The organism is Fodinibius sp. GM108 (assembly GCF_058386985.1).
In genome coordinates this window covers 400,008-417,905 of record NZ_JBYEIR010000004.1, presented here as the reverse complement: position 1 = coordinate 417,905, position 17,898 = coordinate 400,008, and the positions used below count along the sequence as shown (strand labels likewise).

Annotated in this window: 16 protein-coding genes; 4 read left to right on the top strand and 12 right to left on the bottom strand. The window is 43.3% G+C overall.

Features of this window, described 5'->3' with window-relative positions; translation table 11 throughout:
• Positions 1–24 precede the first annotated feature (24 nt).
• Complete coding sequence (porX, locus tag ACT3ID_RS09885; protein WP_491541858.1) at positions 25–1,578, bottom strand: T9SS response regulator signal transducer PorX; 1,554 nt, start codon at positions 1,576–1,578, stop codon at positions 25–27.
• An 18-nt stretch (positions 1,579–1,596) separates the two neighbouring features.
• Positions 1,597–2,139, bottom strand: a complete 543-nt coding sequence (locus ACT3ID_RS09880; RefSeq protein ID WP_491541857.1) for a ComEA family DNA-binding protein — start codon at positions 2,137–2,139, stop codon at positions 1,597–1,599.
• Positions 2,140–2,505: 366 nt separating this feature from the next.
• Here ACT3ID_RS09880 and ACT3ID_RS09875 point away from each other — a divergent pair, with 366 nt between their 5' ends.
• The gene (locus ACT3ID_RS09875) at positions 2,506–3,303 is read left to right on the top strand and encodes an alpha/beta fold hydrolase (protein WP_491541856.1); all 798 of its coding nucleotides are present in this window, start codon (positions 2,506–2,508) and stop codon (positions 3,301–3,303) included.
• A 156-nt stretch (positions 3,304–3,459) separates the two neighbouring features.
• Here the strand turns inward: ACT3ID_RS09875 and ACT3ID_RS09870 are convergent, their stop codons facing one another.
• Positions 3,460–3,927 carry a DUF2231 domain-containing protein gene (locus ACT3ID_RS09870; protein WP_491541855.1) on the bottom strand — a complete coding sequence of 156 codons (468 nt, stop codon included), beginning with the start codon at positions 3,925–3,927 and terminating at the stop codon, positions 3,460–3,462.
• A gap of 29 nt (positions 3,928–3,956) precedes the next feature.
• Positions 3,957–4,298, bottom strand: a complete 342-nt coding sequence (locus tag ACT3ID_RS09865) for a hypothetical protein (RefSeq protein WP_491541854.1) — start codon at positions 4,296–4,298, stop codon at positions 3,957–3,959.
• Positions 4,299–4,386: 88 nt separating this feature from the next.
• Here ACT3ID_RS09865 and ACT3ID_RS09860 point away from each other — a divergent pair, with 88 nt between their 5' ends.
• Positions 4,387–5,076, top strand: coding sequence for an RNA polymerase sigma factor (locus ACT3ID_RS09860; protein ID WP_491541853.1), 690 nt, complete (start codon positions 4,387–4,389; stop codon positions 5,074–5,076).
• A 508-nt stretch (positions 5,077–5,584) separates the two neighbouring features.
• Here the strand turns inward: ACT3ID_RS09860 and trhO are convergent.
• Positions 5,585–6,544 carry an oxygen-dependent tRNA uridine(34) hydroxylase TrhO gene (gene trhO, locus ACT3ID_RS09855; RefSeq protein ID WP_491541852.1) on the bottom strand — a complete coding sequence of 320 codons (960 nt, stop codon included), beginning with the start codon at positions 6,542–6,544 and terminating at the stop codon, positions 5,585–5,587.
• Between the two features lie 167 nt (positions 6,545–6,711).
• Here trhO and ACT3ID_RS09850 point away from each other — a divergent pair, with 167 nt between their 5' ends.
• Positions 6,712–8,463, top strand: coding sequence for an MXAN_6640 family putative metalloprotease (locus ACT3ID_RS09850; protein WP_491541851.1), 1,752 nt, complete (start codon positions 6,712–6,714; stop codon positions 8,461–8,463).
• A 180-nt stretch (positions 8,464–8,643) separates the two neighbouring features.
• Here ACT3ID_RS09850 and fahA read toward each other — a convergent pair whose 3' ends face one another.
• The 7 genes from fahA to ACT3ID_RS09815 form a co-directional block, all read right to left on the bottom strand.
• Entirely contained in the window at positions 8,644–9,939 is a 1,296-nt protein-coding gene (gene fahA, locus ACT3ID_RS09845) for a fumarylacetoacetase (protein ID WP_491541850.1), read from the bottom strand.
• A gap of 96 nt (positions 9,940–10,035) precedes the next feature.
• Positions 10,036–11,016 (bottom strand): hypothetical protein, encoded by a 981-nt coding sequence (locus ACT3ID_RS09840; RefSeq protein ID WP_491541849.1) that lies wholly within the window; start codon positions 11,014–11,016, stop codon positions 10,036–10,038.
• 69 nt (positions 11,017–11,085) lie between these two features.
• Complete coding sequence (gene hemW, locus ACT3ID_RS09835; protein ID WP_491541848.1) at positions 11,086–12,210, bottom strand: radical SAM family heme chaperone HemW; 1,125 nt, start codon at positions 12,208–12,210, stop codon at positions 11,086–11,088.
• 69 nt (positions 12,211–12,279) lie between these two features.
• A complete protein-coding gene (locus tag ACT3ID_RS09830) occupies positions 12,280–12,831 on the bottom strand; it encodes a gamma carbonic anhydrase family protein (RefSeq protein ID WP_491541847.1) in 552 nt (183 codons plus the stop codon).
• Positions 12,832–12,834: 3 nt separating this feature from the next.
• Positions 12,835–13,428 (bottom strand): DsbA family protein, encoded by a 594-nt coding sequence (locus ACT3ID_RS09825; RefSeq protein WP_491541846.1) that lies wholly within the window; start codon positions 13,426–13,428, stop codon positions 12,835–12,837.
• A 67-nt stretch (positions 13,429–13,495) separates the two neighbouring features.
• Positions 13,496–15,154, bottom strand: coding sequence for a M28 family peptidase (locus ACT3ID_RS09820; RefSeq protein ID WP_491541845.1), 1,659 nt, complete (start codon positions 15,152–15,154; stop codon positions 13,496–13,498).
• Positions 15,155–15,225: 71 nt separating this feature from the next.
• Entirely contained in the window at positions 15,226–16,995 is a 1,770-nt protein-coding gene (locus ACT3ID_RS09815; protein ID WP_491541844.1) for a DUF2339 domain-containing protein, read from the bottom strand.
• Between the two features lie 87 nt (positions 16,996–17,082).
• On the opposite strand from ACT3ID_RS09815, the gene ACT3ID_RS09810 reads away from it, so the two are divergent.
• Positions 17,083–17,898, top strand: coding sequence for an SDR family oxidoreductase (locus tag ACT3ID_RS09810; RefSeq protein WP_491541843.1), 816 nt, complete (start codon positions 17,083–17,085; stop codon positions 17,896–17,898).

Below are 17,898 nucleotides of genomic sequence, written 5' to 3'. Positions count from 1 at the left end.
TGTTTTTTCTGATCTCTGATCTCACTATAGCATAGACTTCGGTCGCAGCGTAGCAATGGGCAGAATCATCTCTTCCATACTGGCACCACCGTGCAAAAAAGTATCCCGATAACGATTTTGATACTGATGATAATTAGTGGGATAAACAAAGTAATAGTTTTCCTTGGCAATGATATAATTGTTCGAATGCCGGGGTGTAGGTAACTGATAATCTTTCGGATTCTTTACGACCATTGTATCATCTTCATTGGCCGTTAAATTGCGACCGTATTTATAGCGGAGGCTGGTAGAAGTGTTCCGGTCACCATAGACTTTCGTATCTCGCAACGCCCGTACTGCACCGTGATCACTCGTGATGACGATAACAATCTCTTCTTCAGCCAGAATTTTAAATATCTCGTATAACGTGGAGTGCTGAAACCACGTTTTCGTCAACGACCGAAAAGCAGGCACATCAGGAGCAATTTCTTTAAGTACGTCTGAATCAGACCGCGAATGCACAAGCGTATCCACAAAATTATATACAAACGTGCTTAGCGGTACTTGCAGATAGTTGTGAATATTATCCGTTACGCGCTGTCCCTCTTCGGTATTCAGTACCTTTTCGTATTTGGCATTCGCATCCACGCCTTTGCGTTCCAATTGTTTATGAAGCAACTCTTGTTCAAACCGATTGAGTGAGCTTTCATCCTCTCCCTGGTGCCATAAATCAGGATAAACTGATTCAATTTCCAATGGAAACAGCCCTGAAAATATGGCATTGCGGGAATATGGTGTAGCCGTAGGCAAAATAGAGTAGTAAAAATCGGTATCGATGGTGTAATCTTCATTCAGCAGATCCTGAAAAACCATCCACTGGTCGTAACGCATGCAGTCAATAACCATAAACAGCGTGGTCTGATTATTTTTCACATGCGGAAGGACATACTCATCAACAATATCAACTGAAAGCGGAGGTCGGTTCGGCGTAGATTGTGTGAGCCATGATTGATAACTGTGCGAAATAAAACGGCCGAACATCTTGTTAGCTTCCTGGTATTGATCGGCCAATACCTGGCGCAGCGATTCTTCACCTGATTCCAGGTCAATATCCCACCGAGTCAGCTGCTGATAAATCTCAATCCATTCATTCCATTTAAGATCCCCACTAATTCGCTGTGAAATTTTATTAAAGTTGCGTAGATACGACTGCGCAAATTTTTCACTGCGAATGCGGTGTCGTTCAAGAATACGTTTTGTCGTAAGAACGATCTGATTGGGATTAACCGGCTTTATCAGGTAATCGGAAATTTTGCCTCCAATTGCCTCCTCCATGATCGACTCTTCTTCACTTTTTGTGATCATCACAACCGGAAGCCCCGCCTGGATCGTTTTGATCCTGTTAAGCGTAGCCAACCCATCCATACCGGGCATCTGTTCATCAAGAAAAATAATATCGAAAGGCTGTTCCTGTATCAGCGTGATGGCATCTTCACCGTTGGTAACAGGAGTAACTTCAAAACCCTTATTTTTTAAGAAAATAATATGCGGCTTCAGCTGATCGATCTCATCATCCGCCCACAGGATACGTGTAGCCATAGAGGACTCATCTTCAATTTATTTTGAATCCTTAAGTTTGACAAATGGCTTCAATTTTTCCAGTCGTTTTTGTGCTATTCCTTTTATTTTTTTGAGCTCTTCAATTGTTTCAAAATTACCATTTTCATCACGATATTTGATGATTCGCTGAGCATAAGCGGGACCTATACCGGGTAACATTTGCAAGTCTTTTTCTGATGCCGTATTGATGTTTATTCTGCTGTCTAACGTATCCTGAGTGGCTTTTTGCGCAGTTTTTCCAGCTGTTGTGTCTTTCTCCAGTGTATCTATTGCTGCAACGAATTCCTCTTTTCTTTCGGCCATCTCTTCAGGATAATACTGCGCCATCAGCTCATTCTCTTCGGTTTCGAGCATTGCCTTTCGCTCATTGAACTGCTTTTCAAGTTCGCGGTAATCATCATCTTCAAAGGGTGCCGTAGATGACAATGAAAGATTTAAGCCTCCCAGGCAGACGAGCAGTATCACTAATGCCGAAATAGTTTTACGCTCATCAGGTGTAATTTTTAACCGCTCAAGCCAAAAAAATATTTTTCTCTTCATAAGATCCCCTGTTTTTGTATCCGTTTCCTAAGAGTAAGACCGACAGAGGCTTATATCCTTACAGAAAATCTTCTTGTATGAAGCCCAAAATAATTCGATGTTTGGCTTCTTATTCCTGTATTATCCACAAAGAAATTTAGATGTAATCACACATACATAGGTATAACTTGTCAATGAAATATTATAAGAGACTTAGCAAACCGTACATATCATGCTGAATCTTTAGTCCTGAACTTGATTCAGGATCTCTTTCAGCATCTGTAAGCAATTGTTCTTCAAAAGCTTCTAATATAACTTCTGCTCAAGACCCTGAAACAAATCCAGGGTGGCACGGGTTTTTCAAAGCCCTCTATAAATAATCCAGGTATGGAGACATCAAAGATCTATCATTACAAAAATTTATCAATCTCCTACTCTCGCGTGGGAGTAGAAAGTGATCATCCTCTGATTATTTTGCACGGCTGGGGCAGCAATAAGCAGGTGATGATGCCGCTGGCCAAACAACTGGCTGATATCAGAGATTGTTATGTACTTGACCTGCCGGGATTCGGCAATTCATCAATACCTCAGGAAGCCTGGAATGTAGATGACTATGCGGATCTTATCCAACAATTTATCAGCGATCAGGGATACGAAAAAACGGACCTCCTTGCTCACTCTTTCGGCGGACGTATTACCCTAAAACTTTGTGCCCGCTCCGGAGCTGACCAATATATCGATAAAGTTCTCATTACCGGGGGTGCCGGCATGAAACCAAGGCGAACTGTTTCCTATTACTTCAAAAAGTACACTGCTAAACTGCTTAAAGCCCCCTTTCAAATATTACCTTCTAAGCTGCGTGGAAAGGCCTTAAAACGGCTTCGGCAAACATCCGCGTGGGAAGCCCTCGGGTCTAGCGACTATAGCAAACTAAGCGGTGTTATGCGAGAAACATTCGTACAAACGGTGACCGAATACCTTGAGCCGTGCCTGCCGAAAATCCCACACGAGGTACTTCTGATATGGGGCGAAAACGATGAGGCGGCTCCCCTCTATCAAGCTGAGCGTATGGAAAAAGGCATAGAAAATGCAGCTTTGGTCGTCATCGATAATGCCGGTCATTATGCCTTTCTGGACCGGCCGTCGCATTTTACATCCATTGCCAAAGCATTTTATAAGGGATAATAATAGATACCAAGTTTGAACTACTTGGGCATATTTTAGGTGGCAGACTTGAATTTATCCATCGGATCCCAAACCCAGCGATCCAATGGGCAGTGCCTTCTATTATCTTATTAACGCTGTAATAAACTTTCGGGCGTGAACACTTAAATTTCTTCATTAGCCAGTCTCCCTTTTCTCCTCACTTCCAATCGATCCCACTTTATGCTTCAACACCAGCTCCCCACCCAAATAATTACCAAATAACATAGCAGCTAAAATTAATCCCATCGCTGTTAGTTGCCAAATATCCGGTTGTACGAAATTGGGATAGGTTCGGAATTTAAGTCCCGCAACAATCCCAAAAACAGTAAGTACAGAGAGCTGGATACCGGCATGCCAACCTGCAATCCTGAAAACTTTAGGACGATCTGCTAATTTAATATAGTCCAGAAAGCCAAAAAGTCCGGCTACAAATCCGGCGGCCACCCCCAAAGAAATCGTATAAAAGGAAGCTGCAAACAGCTGCGGCTCTCTAATAATAATTCCGGCTATATCAAACAGAAATCCGGCCGAAAAGAGTGCTGAAGGAAAATGCACCAACATCAGATGCACCGGATGATTAAACAGTGTGCCTTTAAACCCCATATATAACCTACTTTGTAGATGCCTCATTTTTACAACCAGAAGGCTGTTAAAAGCAACAATACAAATGCTGTTACAGCAGCAAGGGCATGAACCACAGCCAGCCACTTTGGAATATCTCTGTCTGAAATATCACGCCCAAACATCACAAAACCACCCAGTGCCGCTACCACAAATATGAGTAAGCTGGTCATCATCAGCGTATCACCCTGATTTATATATGCGATAATAAGTAACACTAATGCAATGGCAGCCGCAGCACCATGGCTGTACACAACTCCCTTTGGAGTTTCTTCATCTTTAAGTACTTTTGTAATGAGAACCGCACCAAGTACCGCTGCCAGCGCAAATAAAATGATTGTTGTTATAAGCATACGACGTTCCGGTTTTAAGTTTAAATTCACTTGCTAGACTATTTGATCATTAAAACCGGAAAAGGTTACAAAACAATTATTCGATACTATGAAAGATCCTGACGATATAGATATACTCCGGCAGAAATCTCCCGATAAACTTACTGATGAACGGATTATTAAAGATGTGATTTCTGGAAATGTTGATCTGTTCAGCGTCCTTGTTCAACGCTATAATCAACAGCTTTTTCGCATTGTCCGAGGCTATATTTCTAATAAAGAAGATGCCAAGGATGTGATGCAGACCTCCTACCTGAAAGCATTTGAAAACCTGAATCAGTTTCGCGGTGAGGCCAAGTTTTCAACCTGGCTTTTTCGCATCGGGATAAATGAGGCTTTAAAGAAAATTAGCCGGAATAATAATATTTCTGATCTTGTTGATGTAACCGATCACGAAGATGATGATCAAAAGAGTAGAAAAGAAACATCCACACCTGAGACAAATCTTATACAGGATGATATGAACGAGCACCTCGAAAAAGCAATTGATGCGCTGCCGCCCAAATATCGGAGTGTACTTATTATGCGCGAAATTGAGCAGATGAGTACGAAAGAAACCGCGGAAATTCTGGATATTTCACGAGCTAACGTTAAGGTACGACTTCATCGCGCCAAAAAGATGCTTCGGGATGAATTGGCCGATATGCTCGACGAAATAGACCTTCTTTCGTTCAAGGGTGAAGACTGTGACCAGATGACCCAACAGGTTTTGCAGGTTGTAAAGGAAGAATTGCTATGAAAAATTTGTAAAGATGATTCGCAAAGTGGAAGAAGACTTTCCGGATCTTCTACAATCTGGCAAGCTATGTTCTTAACTGATTTAATCTCTTCAGCATCTATTGCAACTGCTCATTTAAAAAGCAGTTATTGAATTTTACTGATATTCCTGATCCGCCAGCCAGCGGACAGGATGAAACCTTATCACTGAATGTTCCAAGCATCCACCCTTGAAACATGAAACGTGGTTAAATGATAAGCGCGGACGCTTATCATAGCAGGGTACGATTACATTGTTTCAGTACTGTTGAGACTCCTCATCGGAGTTGATTTGCACTGCAGAACAAAAAACCCCTATTACTTCGGGAGCAGAGCTCCCTCGCAACTATATTCGTAACGCAAACCTTTGTGTAACTCTGTGTCTTTTCTGTGAATCTTTGTGGAATAACTATAAAATCCTAAATCGAAACACTCTGTCCCCAGCTATTCTGGGTGCAGGACCCGTTCAGCATGACAAAAAAAATTAACAACTACCCCTCTTCCAGCTGACGCTCTTTAAAATCTTCGTCGAAATAGTTGTACCACTTGCGGAACGGACGAAAGGCATTTTCGGGATCAAACGGCCGCTTAAACTCGCTCTCACGGCACTCCTCGCTGCAGCATCCTTCCATCAGCCGCGCGCCCTCCTCTGAGCAGACAAATAGCTTATTACACTCCATATTCGCACAGTTGATATAGGTATCTGCCGGCTTGCCCGTGATTTCACAACGCGCGATCGGTTCCATATCGTCTTCATTAACCGGCACCACCAGGCGATCATCAAACACAAAGCACTTGCCTTTATAATGCTTGCCGCCCTCTTCATTGGCATATTTCAGAATACCGCCGTGCAGCTGATTTACGTCGTGCCATCCTTTCTCTTTCATCAGCACCGAAAATTTTTCGCATCGGATGCCACCCGTACAGTACATCAGCACTTTTTTATCCTTGTCAATCTCCTCTTCAACCTGCTCCAGCCATTTGGGGAAATCATAGAAATTTTCCACATCCGGCGTAATAGCACCTTCAAAATGGCCGATTTTTGATTCATAATCGTTACGAACGTCAATCAGCACATAATCATCCTCGTTTTCCAGTACCTGTTTCCATTCGTGCGGCTCAAGGTACTTTCCACCATCAGAGGGATCTACATCCTCTTTGTGAATCGCCACCAACTCATCACGCGTTTTACATTTTAACTTTGCAAACGGCACATAATCACTGGCATCGGTTTTGAAATCGATATCCTCAAATCCGGAAATACTTGTCAGATATTCTTTGTATTTGGTTATCTGTTCCGGGGTACCGCCAACAGTACCGTTAATGCCTTCTTCGTTGATATAAATTCGTCCTTTGATTCCCAAATCCTTGCAAAACTGCTTGTGTTCTTCGCAGAAGGTTTCAGGATCTTCAATGGGGTGGAATTTGTAATAGAGTATTACTTCGTACATGATTTGATTTTTGTTTACCACTAAATCACTGAGAGCACTAAGAAATTTATTTTACTTTACCTCAGTGGACTTAGTGTCTTAGTGGTGATACATTATTTGCAGATGCCAAAAATAAGAGTAATTTTCCAAGAAATGAACTCCAGATCTGTCTAATATTTCGTTGTTGAATGAAGTATCCCCTGCTCTGCTTACCCATTTGTTTACTTATTTTCCTTGCCTCTGTCAATATTGCTAATGGGCAACAACGGCTGGATTCTGATCTCCATAAACACAATCACGACATTTATAAGGATATCGAGCAGGATTATAAGAAGGGGCAACTGAATATTGACCAAAAGGTACTATATAAATTTTATGCTGCAGGTAATTCTCAAAAATTGCCTGAAAACTATCAACAACAGAACTCATCTCCCCTCAAATGTGGGACCCCCGCTATTACCGATTTCCATCAAAATTACAATAAACTTTCAGGTCCCACGATTTCTGAAATTGAGTCGATAATGGATAGTCCAACCACTCAATCATCCGAAACATACCAATCGCCGTCGGGAAACTTTGAGATCCACTACGAAACCACCGGCAGCCACGCTGTTCCATCGGCTGACGAAAATGAAAATGACATCCCCGATTATGTAGAAGAAGTTGCGGAAGCTGCTGACTCTTCGTACCGACACCAGGTACAAACGCTTGGATATACCGATCCTATTTTCAACAACCAACCCTATGAAATTTTAATCCGTAACTTAGGGTCTTTTTATGGTGATATCCGGGCGCCGGGGGGTGGTACTACATATATCCGTATAGAAAATGACTTTTCTGAAAATTTCCCGCCCAATGACCATCCCGAGGGCGATCAAATCGGAGCCGTATATGCAACAGTCGCTCACGAATTTAAACATGCTATTCAGTATGCCGCCAATGAATGGAGGTATGAGACGGGTTTATGGCTTGAAATGGATGCCACGCTGATGGAAGAAGTGGTCTATGATGATGTCAACGACTACTATAATTACATTGAATCAGATGACTCAATTTTTAATAATCCCAAGGAGTCATTTTATCCCGGGTCTTATTATCACGTAACCTGGGCGCTCTTTTTTGAAGAAAAATATGGCTCGGACTTCTGGCCGCAGGTTTGGGAAATTATCAAGGATAATCCCACAATACCGATGGTGAATGCACTGGAACAACAGCTTGGCGGTGAAGAGGCATATCAACGTGCATATGCTGAATCACAGCTCTGGCACCTGGCTTCGGGACCGGAATTCAGTTCAGGCAATTTCGGCTTCGAGGAAAGCGCACATTATCCAGCTCCTAATATTACCCAACAGTCTGTTGGGGATGATCCGCTGGCTATGCCTGATACTCTAAATAACTTATCAGCCACTTATTTTGATGTACAACCGTCACCTTTCCCGGGTGCTATTGCTGTTAACCTTTCAAAAATATCTAATCCTCAAACCGCAGTTGCAGCACTGGGTTATTTTGATGACGGCACTGTGGAGTTTATCACTGTAAATAACAGTCAGCAAGAATCTATTAATTACGAAACCAATTGGCGATGGAATGAAATCAAAAAGCTGGGGATTGTGGCAGCAAATGGTTCCTATCATCTGGAAACCCAATATGGATTGGCGCTACAGTCGGTGAATCCGCAAACGGTGCAGGTTGAACAAAACTATCCCAACCCTTTTTCTAATGAAACTACAATCAGATTCAGCCTTACCAAACGCCAGAACGTGCAGCTTGAAATTTTCGATGTACTGGGACGAAAAGTTGCTACACTGATTGAGGAGTCTCTTCCCGAAGGTATTTATACAGAACGGTTCGACGGCAGAAACTATGCATCGGGAATTTATTTTTTTCGCTTAAATATTGATGGCAACATAACTACCAAACAGATGACGCTGGTGAAGTGACGGCAGATGTAAGACGGCAGACGACAAACGCGTGCCTTCGAAAGCTATTTGACCCGCTGATTACGCAGACCTCGCAGAATTCGTAAATCTGCATTATTCGCGCTATTTGCGAGCACATTAAGTTTACCTTTTAGGCTTAATTTCTTCTTCACATCTGCCGTTTCACATCTCACGTTTATCTTAAAAATCCAACTCTTTTGCCGGTAAAATCTTGCCGGTTACCTCACCGAAACCAATACGATACTCATCGGTATCAGCATAGCCAGTCATTGTTACCTCATCGCCATCTTCTAAAAAAGTGCGTGTTTCGCCATTGGGAAATTCAATAGGTTCAGTTCCCTTCCAGCTCAGCTCAAGCATGCTGCCGTACGAGCTTTTCTCCTCTCCGCTGATGGTCCCTGATGCATAGAGATCGCCGGCCTGCACGTTGCACCCGGTAATTGTCTGGTGCGCCAGCTGCTGGGCAATATTCCAGTACAAGTTCTTTGCATTGGATGCGCAGATCTTGTGCGGCTCATCCATCTCTTCGCCCTGCAGATAAACATCCAAATTAATATCAAAGGTCCATTTGCCTTGCGACTGCAGATACGGCAATGGTTTCGGATTCTGTTCCGGTCCCTCAATCCGAAACGGCTCCAGCGCCTGCAGTGTCACAATCCACGGAGAAACGGACGTTGCCCAGTTCTTAGCCAGGAACGGACCAAGCGGCTGGTATTCCCATTTCTGGATGTCGCGGGCACTCCAGTCGTTGACGAGTATTAATCCGAATATATGATCTTCTGCTTTACTAACAGGAATAGGTTCTCCCAGCGGATTCCCGGGGCCTGTTAAAAATCCCATTTCAAGCTCAAAATCGCAGAGATTACAGGCATCAAAAACCGGCGTATCATCGCTGTCGGGCGGCAATACTTGTCCCTGCGGACGATGCAGATTTGTACCGCTGACAACCACCGAACTTGCACGTCCGTGATAGCCAACCGGCAGATGCTTCCAGTTCGGCTTCAGCGCATTCTCGGGATCACGGAACATGCTGCCCACATTTGTGGCATGCTGCTCTGAAGAGTAAAAATCGGTATAGTCGCCAATATCCACGGGCAGTAACATTTCCACCTCATTCATGGGTGTAAATACACGCTCCCGAAGTGGCTCATTATCTCGCAGCGAGGGTTCATCAGCTCTTAATAACGTGCTGATATACGTCCGGGCTTCGGCCCAGGCTTTGGGACCTAGCTCCATAAAGTCATTCAATGTGCTTTCCCGAAAAACTGGTTTGCCATCAAGCTGCGGACCGTCAAACGCTCCGGCGGCGTCGAGTTCTGCCAGATTCACAACATGATCGCCGATAGCCGTACAGATGAAAACTTCTCCGCTGTCTTTCGATCGTGCGACTCCATATGGTAGATTTTGGATTGGAAAATGAGAATCAGGATCTACCTCGATGAATGATTCCAGTTCCGGATCATTAGTTTGATGCATTGTATCAATTTTCAATTAATAATTATCAAATTTCAAACTGGTTCTTAATTATAATTATAAACAGGAATTTGATTTTTGGCGTTTGTAATTTGCCATTTACAGGAGCTTCAGCTTCTGAAGGTCTTCGCGCGGCTCATCAAAGCTGCAGCTTCCAAAAGATAAAAGTGCAACATCTCGCAACTCAGAAATTTCATGTTTTTCAATAGCTAAATTCTCCCATTGAAATTCATCGTCGGTAAAATGAAAATGCCCAGGATCTTCTTCTTTGATAATTTTAATGAGCTCGTCTTGCGAAAGGTTATGTGCATATCCCAACATAGCACCGCCAAAAACATTAAAAAAGCCATGCATCTTTGTATTGACTGAATCGGAATAGTGACGAATAGGATGGTGTAATCCCGCGGTACATTTTAACGCTACATTATGCTCACGCGCTTTAGTGATCGTAAAGGCAACTTGCTGGGGCGAAGGGAACATTTCTGCCTCAACACCCCCGCAACGAAGCTTAAAACCTATTTCCTGAAGCGTTTCACTCTCAAACGCCTGATTATGTTCTTGCATTATTTCGAGGATGAGGCCGATCTCCTTTTCCCAATTCTCCTCAAAAAGTCCTTCAAAAAAAACCTGGTTCGGCAACAGCTCTGAACTGTTCATCTGAAGAGCCACCTCTTCATAAATATCCAACAACAGGTCGGTGTCATTCACAAAAACTGCTTCGCGGGGAAGTTTCATTTCCAGTATCTCTGTAGTCACCCGGTCGCCGTGTGTATCGTGAAACTGCTTTATGGCTTCCACAATCTCTCGCAGATGATTACGAAACTCATCAACCGTATCAGTCCCATTTCCCAGCACAGAAAAATCATACGGATCTTTTTTCTGAAAAAGATCATCACGATACGGCTCCAGCTCATCGAGCCGTGCCGAGGGAATAATAAAACGTCCCAGCATCCAGGCATCCCCACTCTTGCGATATCTGTTATAATTTTGGAGTGAGGTGTCAAGAGATAAGTCGGCCGGTGGGAATAATCCGGCATAGTCAATAATTTTCTCCATAAATGCTTTAAAGCTCGGCTTCATATCACGTACCCCTAATTATGATTTGCGGATGCATTAATTTGTTCCATTTGCTGTAGAAAAGCAATTGGATTAGTGCAACGTAATAAGATCCAAAATTATAGCATCGGCAATCTTGATGCCACGGTCGCTCAAAACAATTCGATCGTCAAACGTTAGTTTATTTTCCCGCTCTCGATTGTTTAAATACGATTCCTGACGTTCATTAAGATGATAATCATATCTCTCCGACAGCTCTTTCAAACTAATTCCCTTTCTTGTTCTGAGCCCCATCATAATACGTTCTTCGACCAGTTGGTTGTCCGAAAGCAGCTCCCTTTCCTGATTAAAATTATTGCGCAGATATCCGCGAAGATTCCGCTCATTGTCCCATCGCACCGCCTCATCATTCCACCAAAAAGAATGCGCTGCCGGGCCAAATCCCAAGTAATTTTCGTGCTCCCAATAGCTGCTGTTATGCACGGCTTCAGATCCCGGGCGACTGTAATTGCTTACTTCGTACCGCTCAATACCATGCTCTCTAAGATACTTATTTATCAGATCAAACTGATCGGCTACTCTGTCATCTTCAGGAGGCGCAATGCGCCCCAGCTCAACCTGTTTTCCCAGCCGAGTATTCGGCTCGATAGTAAGCGAATACGCCGATACATGTGGCGGATGAAACTGCAAGAGCAGTTCCAAATCTGCTTTGAGCTGCTCCATTGTTTCATTTGGATTTCCATAGATCAGGTCCACAGTAAATGACTCGAAATCGGATTTACTCAACAGCTCCATGCAGCGAAGGGCTTCGTCTCTAGAATGCGCCCGATTCATAAAGTTCAGCAGCTCAGGCTGAAACGACTGCACACCCATACTGGCGCGATGAATACCCAGCGATTTTAAATCCGCCAAGAACTCTTCCGAAACGTCATCGGGATTCATCTCAAAGGTGACTTCCCGCAGCTCTACATCAAAAACACTGTGTATCTTCTTCAATATCTGCTCAATCTGTTTCGGTTCTAACAGCGATGGAGTACCTCCGCCAAAATAGATCGTCTCAACGGTTTCACGGGTAAACTTGGTATCCCGAAAATCCTCGATTTCTTCGAGCAATCGCTTCACGAAATGTTCTCGTTCAGAGGTACGCGTAACAAAGTAAAAGTCACAGTACGAGCAGGCCTGCTTGCAAAATGGGATATGGAGGTAAATTCCGGACATTAGAATATCGAATATTGAACAAGGAATGCTGAATTTCAAAATATTTCATTATTCGAAATTCCCTGTTCGTTATTCTTGGGTTCGGGTATAAAAGGGATTCGTCTCGTAGGTATCTTTTTGCTGGTAGGCGCGGGCGTATTTCACATAGTTGTCGGAATGCTCTTTGATGGAGATGATCTCTTCGTCAGTCAATTTCCGCGTCTGCTTTACAGGACTGCCCATATACATATAACCCGACTCCAAGCGCTTACCCGGCGGCACCAGGCTTCCGGCCGCAACAATTACATCGGATTCGATAACGACTTCATCCAGAATCGTAGCGTGAATTCCAATCAATGCTCGATCATGAATCGTGCAGCCGTGAATCATGGCATTGTGACCGATCGTCACTTCATCACCGATCTTTGTAGGCCCCGTCTGATTCATTACGTGAATGCAGGTATTATCCTGTACGTTAGATCGACTGCCGATTTTTATCCAGTTAACATCGCCGCGGATTGTCACATTAAACCAGACACTGCTCTCTTCTCCCAATGTTACATCACCGATAATATCGGCGCTGGGAGCCACAAAAACAGATTCGGGAAAATCGGGCTTTTGATCTAAAAATTCATAAATCATTATTTAGTCACTGCTTTGTTTTTCCTGCAGGTAATTTTGCACAATCTGGTCGAACTGTTCAAACGTACGGGGCAAATTATTCAACTGTTCGCCTTCGATATAAAAAGTCGGAGTTGAATTAACACCCTTTGTACGTCCTTCTTTCCGTTCTTCCATCACTATTTTTTGTGTCTCCGCCGCATTCAGCTCATTTTTGAACTGTTCTACATCAAGACCGATTTTTTCAGCATAGTTAACAAAAATACCTCCCGGATTCCCGGAATTCGACCACTGATCCTGGTTCTCAAAAAGCAGATCATGCATCTCCTTAAATTTCCCCTGATTTTTAGCCGCCTGGGCTGCACGCGCCGCAATTGCCGCATAGCGGTGGCTGTTCAACGGAAAATATCTCATCTCAAAATTAATCTGATCCCCGTACTTATCCTTTAATTTCTCAACAATGGGATGAAAATAAGCACAGGCCGGACATTGATAATCACTGTATTCCACGATGGTAATGGATGGCTCTTCTTCACTTTGTGCTTGTGCTTCGAACGTAGCTCCCGAAATTAATACCACTGTAAGTGCAAGAGAAAAAATAGAAAGTAACTTCTTCATCTGTTTTAGCTTATTTAATGTTAGATTTATTAAAACAATATTTTTAGCGAAAAATTCTGCGCATATCTTACTCTGATAATACTTCTTCAATCATTTCCAATCGAGCCTGCTTAAACTCATCATCGTCACGCCATGTCTGTATTCTATCGGTATTAAGCATCCGGTATCCAGCGTCAAAAAACAGTCGTACATCCTGTACCATACCCGACAAGTCCCAATACTCATTAACTTCGTCACTTACAGAATGGTAATTGGCATCTTGCAAACTGTCAACTGTTTCAGCATAACCTTCGGGTTTATCTACAAAATTTTTACCGGGATTGGGGAAAACTGCCGGTATACCTTTCTTCGCCAGTGAAAAGTGATCGGATCGATAAAAATATCCCTGATCCGGATTGGCATCGGGTTTTACTTCGCGACCCTGTTCCTCAGCAAGCTCTTCAATAAGATCACTGACGCTGTTTCGTCCATAGCCGACCAGCACCAGGTCCTCGGTTTTGCCATAGACATTCATTCCGTCAAGATTAATATTGCCCGTGACTTTTCCGGGATGAACTGTTGGGTTTTCAGCCCAATACTTTGACCCTAAAAGACCTACTTCTTCGGCCCCTACCAGCAAAAACAGCACGCTGCGTTTCAATTGCGGCTGCAGTTCTTGATAGCCGCGTGCCATATTCAGAACAGCACTAACACCCGCTGCGTTGTCGTGAGCTCCGTTGTTAATGGAGTCACCCTCTACTGGCTTTGTAACACCTAAATGATCGTGATGTGCCGTAAGCACCAGGTATTCATCTTTCAGGCGATCGCTTGTGCCTTCAATCACACCCAATACATTTTTAGCATTCTGCTCGCGATATTCTGCTGATAAATCAACATTTAGCTGCAAACCTTGTAAAGTTACCGGCTCAAAATTGCGATCTTCAGCTGCTTTTAGCTGGTTTTCGAGATCTAGTCCCGCGCTCTCAAAAAGAGAAGTACTTGCTTCCTTTGTCAGCCAGCCATTAAACTTTGTCGGAGAATCCTTCATTGATGCGTCCTCACGCAGGTAAAACCGTTCACGGCTCCAGCTGTTTGCCACGACATCCCAGCCGTAACCCGCCGTGGGCGTTGTGTGGATGATAAGCACACCCGCTGCACCCAATTCCTGAGCCTTCTCATATTTATAATCATAGCGGCCGTAATACAATCTCTTCTTCCCCTCAAACAGATTGGGGTCACTATTGGGATCATTATTCTTTACCACCAGTACCTTTCCCTCTACATCTGTTTCTTTAAAATCATCCCAATCTTCTTCAGGCGCCTGAATACCGTATCCCACATATACTAACTCAGCATCCTCAACCGAGACATTCTCCTCAAGGTTGCTCGGCCAAGCCATAAAATCGGTATAGTATTCGAATTCATGTATGATGCTTCCATTTTTTGTGATGGATATCTGTGCATCCTCGGCCGTTTTCTGTCCGATCAGCGGTACATTCTGAACATATCCACCATCAGATGCTCCACCCTGAATATCATATTCTTTAAATTTTGAAACCAGATACTCAACCGTCTTTTCTTCTCCTTCAGTGCCGGTAGCACGTCCTTTAAACTCATCAGAAGATAGAACTGTTATCGGCTCCATCAGGCTTTCTTCCGTAATCGTTTGTGCTGTGCGATCGATCGGGGATTCCATGCACCCCACAAAAATTAAAACAGTTGCAAAAGTAAAAAGTACTTTTTTCATGGTTTAAATCTTACGAATATTTAATTGCTGTTTTCATACCGACTGAAGGTAACACATTTTTTAATTATTGCTTAACCCGATTGCTCTTCGGGATTCCATTTAGATTGCCAGTAGTAGCCCAGAACCAGAAATACTGCTCCAAATCCGATAAAGAGCAGAATCCTCCAAACCGCCTCCAGCTGTGAAAGATCAATCAGGAATAACTTGCCGACAACCAAGAATATGGTCCCCATTCCAATCATTCGACCTCCTTTGTTATTCCATATAGCTCCCCATACCAGCAGTAAAATAGCATAACTACCCCAGGTGACGGTTACCCAGCCCTGCCCATTGTCGAACACCATACTTTTTTGATAAAGCCAAAGAAGAAAAATGACATGACTTATCACCTGGTATAACTGTCGCGGATCCCGCTTTTGCAACCAGCGCGGAATCAACAAACCAGCTGCCAGAATAACTCCCAGCTGTGTTGCCGTTTTAATAGTGAGAAATGTTTCAGCCACTCCTATGTCATAATACAACGTATTCAACAACCAGAAAAAAGCGATTATGAACAATATATGTGAGCTTGCACTTATTCGTGCATCTTTTATCTGCCAAGCCACAAAGCGCAGGGCCACAGCTTCAGTCACTATTACAATGATCAGAAAATTGCCTTCCAGAATTAAGACAAACCCGATCGTAAGCATACACAACCCCAAAAGAACATGGGTAGAAGCAAGCTTTGAAAGTCCGTACCTGGTTAACGGCAAGTAAAATAAACTACCGCCAACGGCTAATATGATTGCCCCCAATCCTGCCTCATTCATAGAAAGCTCCCATAACGATACCGTCATTATGAGCATCAGCAAAGGAACAAAAAATGCAACCAAATGAATGCTGGAACCAGTACCAAATTTCTCATATTGATCAACTTGTTTCTTCACAGATTTTACAGCAGAATTCAGCCAGCGGAGTTTATTGTGCTTTCTCAGCTGTTCACGTATCACCGGTAAAATCCATGATCCCAACATCCAAACTATGGCACCCACCTGTATCGACCAGTAATCCAGAAGTGGAGGCGAATCACCGTAATAAGCTGTATTGACTAGTCCTACAAAAATTACCAGCGCACCCCCCAACACGATACTCCAGAGCAGAGATTTCCATCCCTTTTGCATGTAAATGATAGTAGCCGCCACTAAAATCAGGATGGTATATGCCATTAACGTCACCACGCTACCTTCTCCAGTATAAAGCATAAAAGGCGTTCCAAGGGCGCCCAGAGTACCAACCACTGACAGCACAGCTTCATCCTGCTGCAGCGAAAGCGAAAGTGAAAGAAGTGTCACAATCACCATAAACGTCCAGATAATGCCCGAGGGCATAAATGTATAGAGCTGAAAAGTTGCAAAGCCGGTGATATAAAAGACGGCAATTCCGCCGCCCAACAGTATCTGTTTCAAAGGCTTTTCTTCCGGTTTCATCTGCAAACCTGCTGCCGAAAGAATTATCCCTATACCCAAACCGATAGCGCTGCGGACGGGAGGGATCAACCAACCTTGATCAATGGAATATTTAAACAGAAAGGCTACCCCAATCAGCAGTAGTCCTATTCCAATCCGATTGAGCCACTGCTCTCCCACCTGAATATTGCTGGATTCCCAATCGAGTGTATCTGTTTGTTGGGGATTTGATTGCTGCACGGAATTACCAGGAGCGGTCGATGCAGAAGGCGGGGAGGCTGGTTCTGATTTTTGCTCATGAACTGACTTATCCTCTAATCGACGTTCCAACTCCTCCACCTTTTTCTCAAGGCGATTAACTCGGGATTGGAGATCTTCATTATCTTGATCTGGCATATATGCTCATCAGATTTGTTACCCAGATGATATAAGAAAATTTATGCATCTTTTCTATCATTACGGATTATTATTACTATACAATTTATGAGTAAATTCAGAGGTAAAAATGTACTTATCACCGGGGGAGCCAGCGGCATCGGCTTATTGATGGGGCAGCAGGCCCTTCAGAAAAAAGCCCAAAAACTGATTGTGTGGGATATCAACACTTCAAGCTTAAACGAGCTTTCTGATAAACAGCATGATTTCAGTGATAAAATCACTATAAAAAAAGTTGATATTTCCGATCCCGATCAGATTTATTCTGCTGCCGAAGAGGTTTTAAATAGCTTCTCACATATCGATATTCTGATAAATAATGCCGGTATTGTAACCGGTGATCTTTACCACAGTCACACCCGAGAAGATATTCAGCGCACTGTTGAGGTAAACCTACTGGGCGCAATGCATACTACCCGGGCATTCTTGCCACAAATGGTTGATCGACGGAGTGGGCACATTGTTAATATTGCATCTGCTGCCGGGCTAATTGCCAATCCAAAAATGGCAGCTTACACCGGCAGCAAGTGGGGACTCATCGGCTGGTCAGAATCTCTTCGCATTGAGCTTGAACAAGAAGATTATGGAATAAAGGTCACATCTGTCGAACCCAGCTACATCAAAACAGGAATGTTTGAAGGTGTTACAGCTCCTTTGTTAACTCCATTGTTGGAGCCTGACTACATTACCAATCGGATTATAAACGCCATAGAGAAAGATAAAATTCATCTACGCGAGCCATTTATGGTTAAACTTATTCCAGTATTGAAAGGATTTCTGCCAACCAAATTGTTTGATCTATTAGCAGGCAAATTGTTTGGAGTATATCGTTCAATGGATACTTTTAAAGGACATTCTTCATGA

What these genes read in the sequence shown, in the direction of transcription:
- ACT3ID_RS09850 (WP_491541851.1), top strand. Translation starts at nt 6,712, where the DNA reads ATGAAGTATCCCCTGCTCTGCTTACCCATTTGTTTACTTATTTTCCTT.
- ACT3ID_RS09820 (WP_491541845.1), bottom strand. Translation starts at nt 15,154, where the DNA reads ATGAAAAAAGTACTTTTTACTTTTGCAACTGTTTTAATTTTTGTGGGG.
- hemW (WP_491541848.1), bottom strand. Translation starts at nt 12,210, where the DNA reads ATGTCCGGAATTTACCTCCATATCCCATTTTGCAAGCAGGCCTGCTCG.
- trhO (WP_491541852.1), bottom strand. Translation starts at nt 6,544, where the DNA reads ATGTACGAAGTAATACTCTATTACAAATTCCACCCCATTGAAGATCCT.
- ACT3ID_RS09860 (WP_491541853.1), top strand. Translation starts at nt 4,387, where the DNA reads ATGAAAGATCCTGACGATATAGATATACTCCGGCAGAAATCTCCCGAT.
- ACT3ID_RS09830 (WP_491541847.1), bottom strand. Translation starts at nt 12,831, where the DNA reads ATGATTTATGAATTTTTAGATCAAAAGCCCGATTTTCCCGAATCTGTT.
- ACT3ID_RS09865 (WP_491541854.1), bottom strand. Translation starts at nt 4,298, where the DNA reads ATGCTTATAACAACAATCATTTTATTTGCGCTGGCAGCGGTACTTGGT.
- ACT3ID_RS09840 (WP_491541849.1), bottom strand. Translation starts at nt 11,016, where the DNA reads ATGAAGCCGAGCTTTAAAGCATTTATGGAGAAAATTATTGACTATGCC.
- ACT3ID_RS09815 (WP_491541844.1), bottom strand. Translation starts at nt 16,995, where the DNA reads ATGCCAGATCAAGATAATGAAGATCTCCAATCCCGAGTTAATCGCCTT.
- ACT3ID_RS09870 (WP_491541855.1), bottom strand. Translation starts at nt 3,927, where the DNA reads ATGGGGTTTAAAGGCACACTGTTTAATCATCCGGTGCATCTGATGTTG.
- ACT3ID_RS09810 (WP_491541843.1), top strand. Translation starts at nt 17,083, where the DNA reads ATGAGTAAATTCAGAGGTAAAAATGTACTTATCACCGGGGGAGCCAGC.
- porX (WP_491541858.1), bottom strand. Translation starts at nt 1,578, where the DNA reads ATGGCTACACGTATCCTGTGGGCGGATGATGAGATCGATCAGCTGAAG.
- fahA (WP_491541850.1), bottom strand. Translation starts at nt 9,939, where the DNA reads ATGCATCAAACTAATGATCCGGAACTGGAATCATTCATCGAGGTAGAT.
- ACT3ID_RS09825 (WP_491541846.1), bottom strand. Translation starts at nt 13,428, where the DNA reads ATGAAGAAGTTACTTTCTATTTTTTCTCTTGCACTTACAGTGGTATTA.
- ACT3ID_RS09880 (WP_491541857.1), bottom strand. Translation starts at nt 2,139, where the DNA reads ATGAAGAGAAAAATATTTTTTTGGCTTGAGCGGTTAAAAATTACACCT.
- ACT3ID_RS09875 (WP_491541856.1), top strand. Translation starts at nt 2,506, where the DNA reads ATGGAGACATCAAAGATCTATCATTACAAAAATTTATCAATCTCCTAC.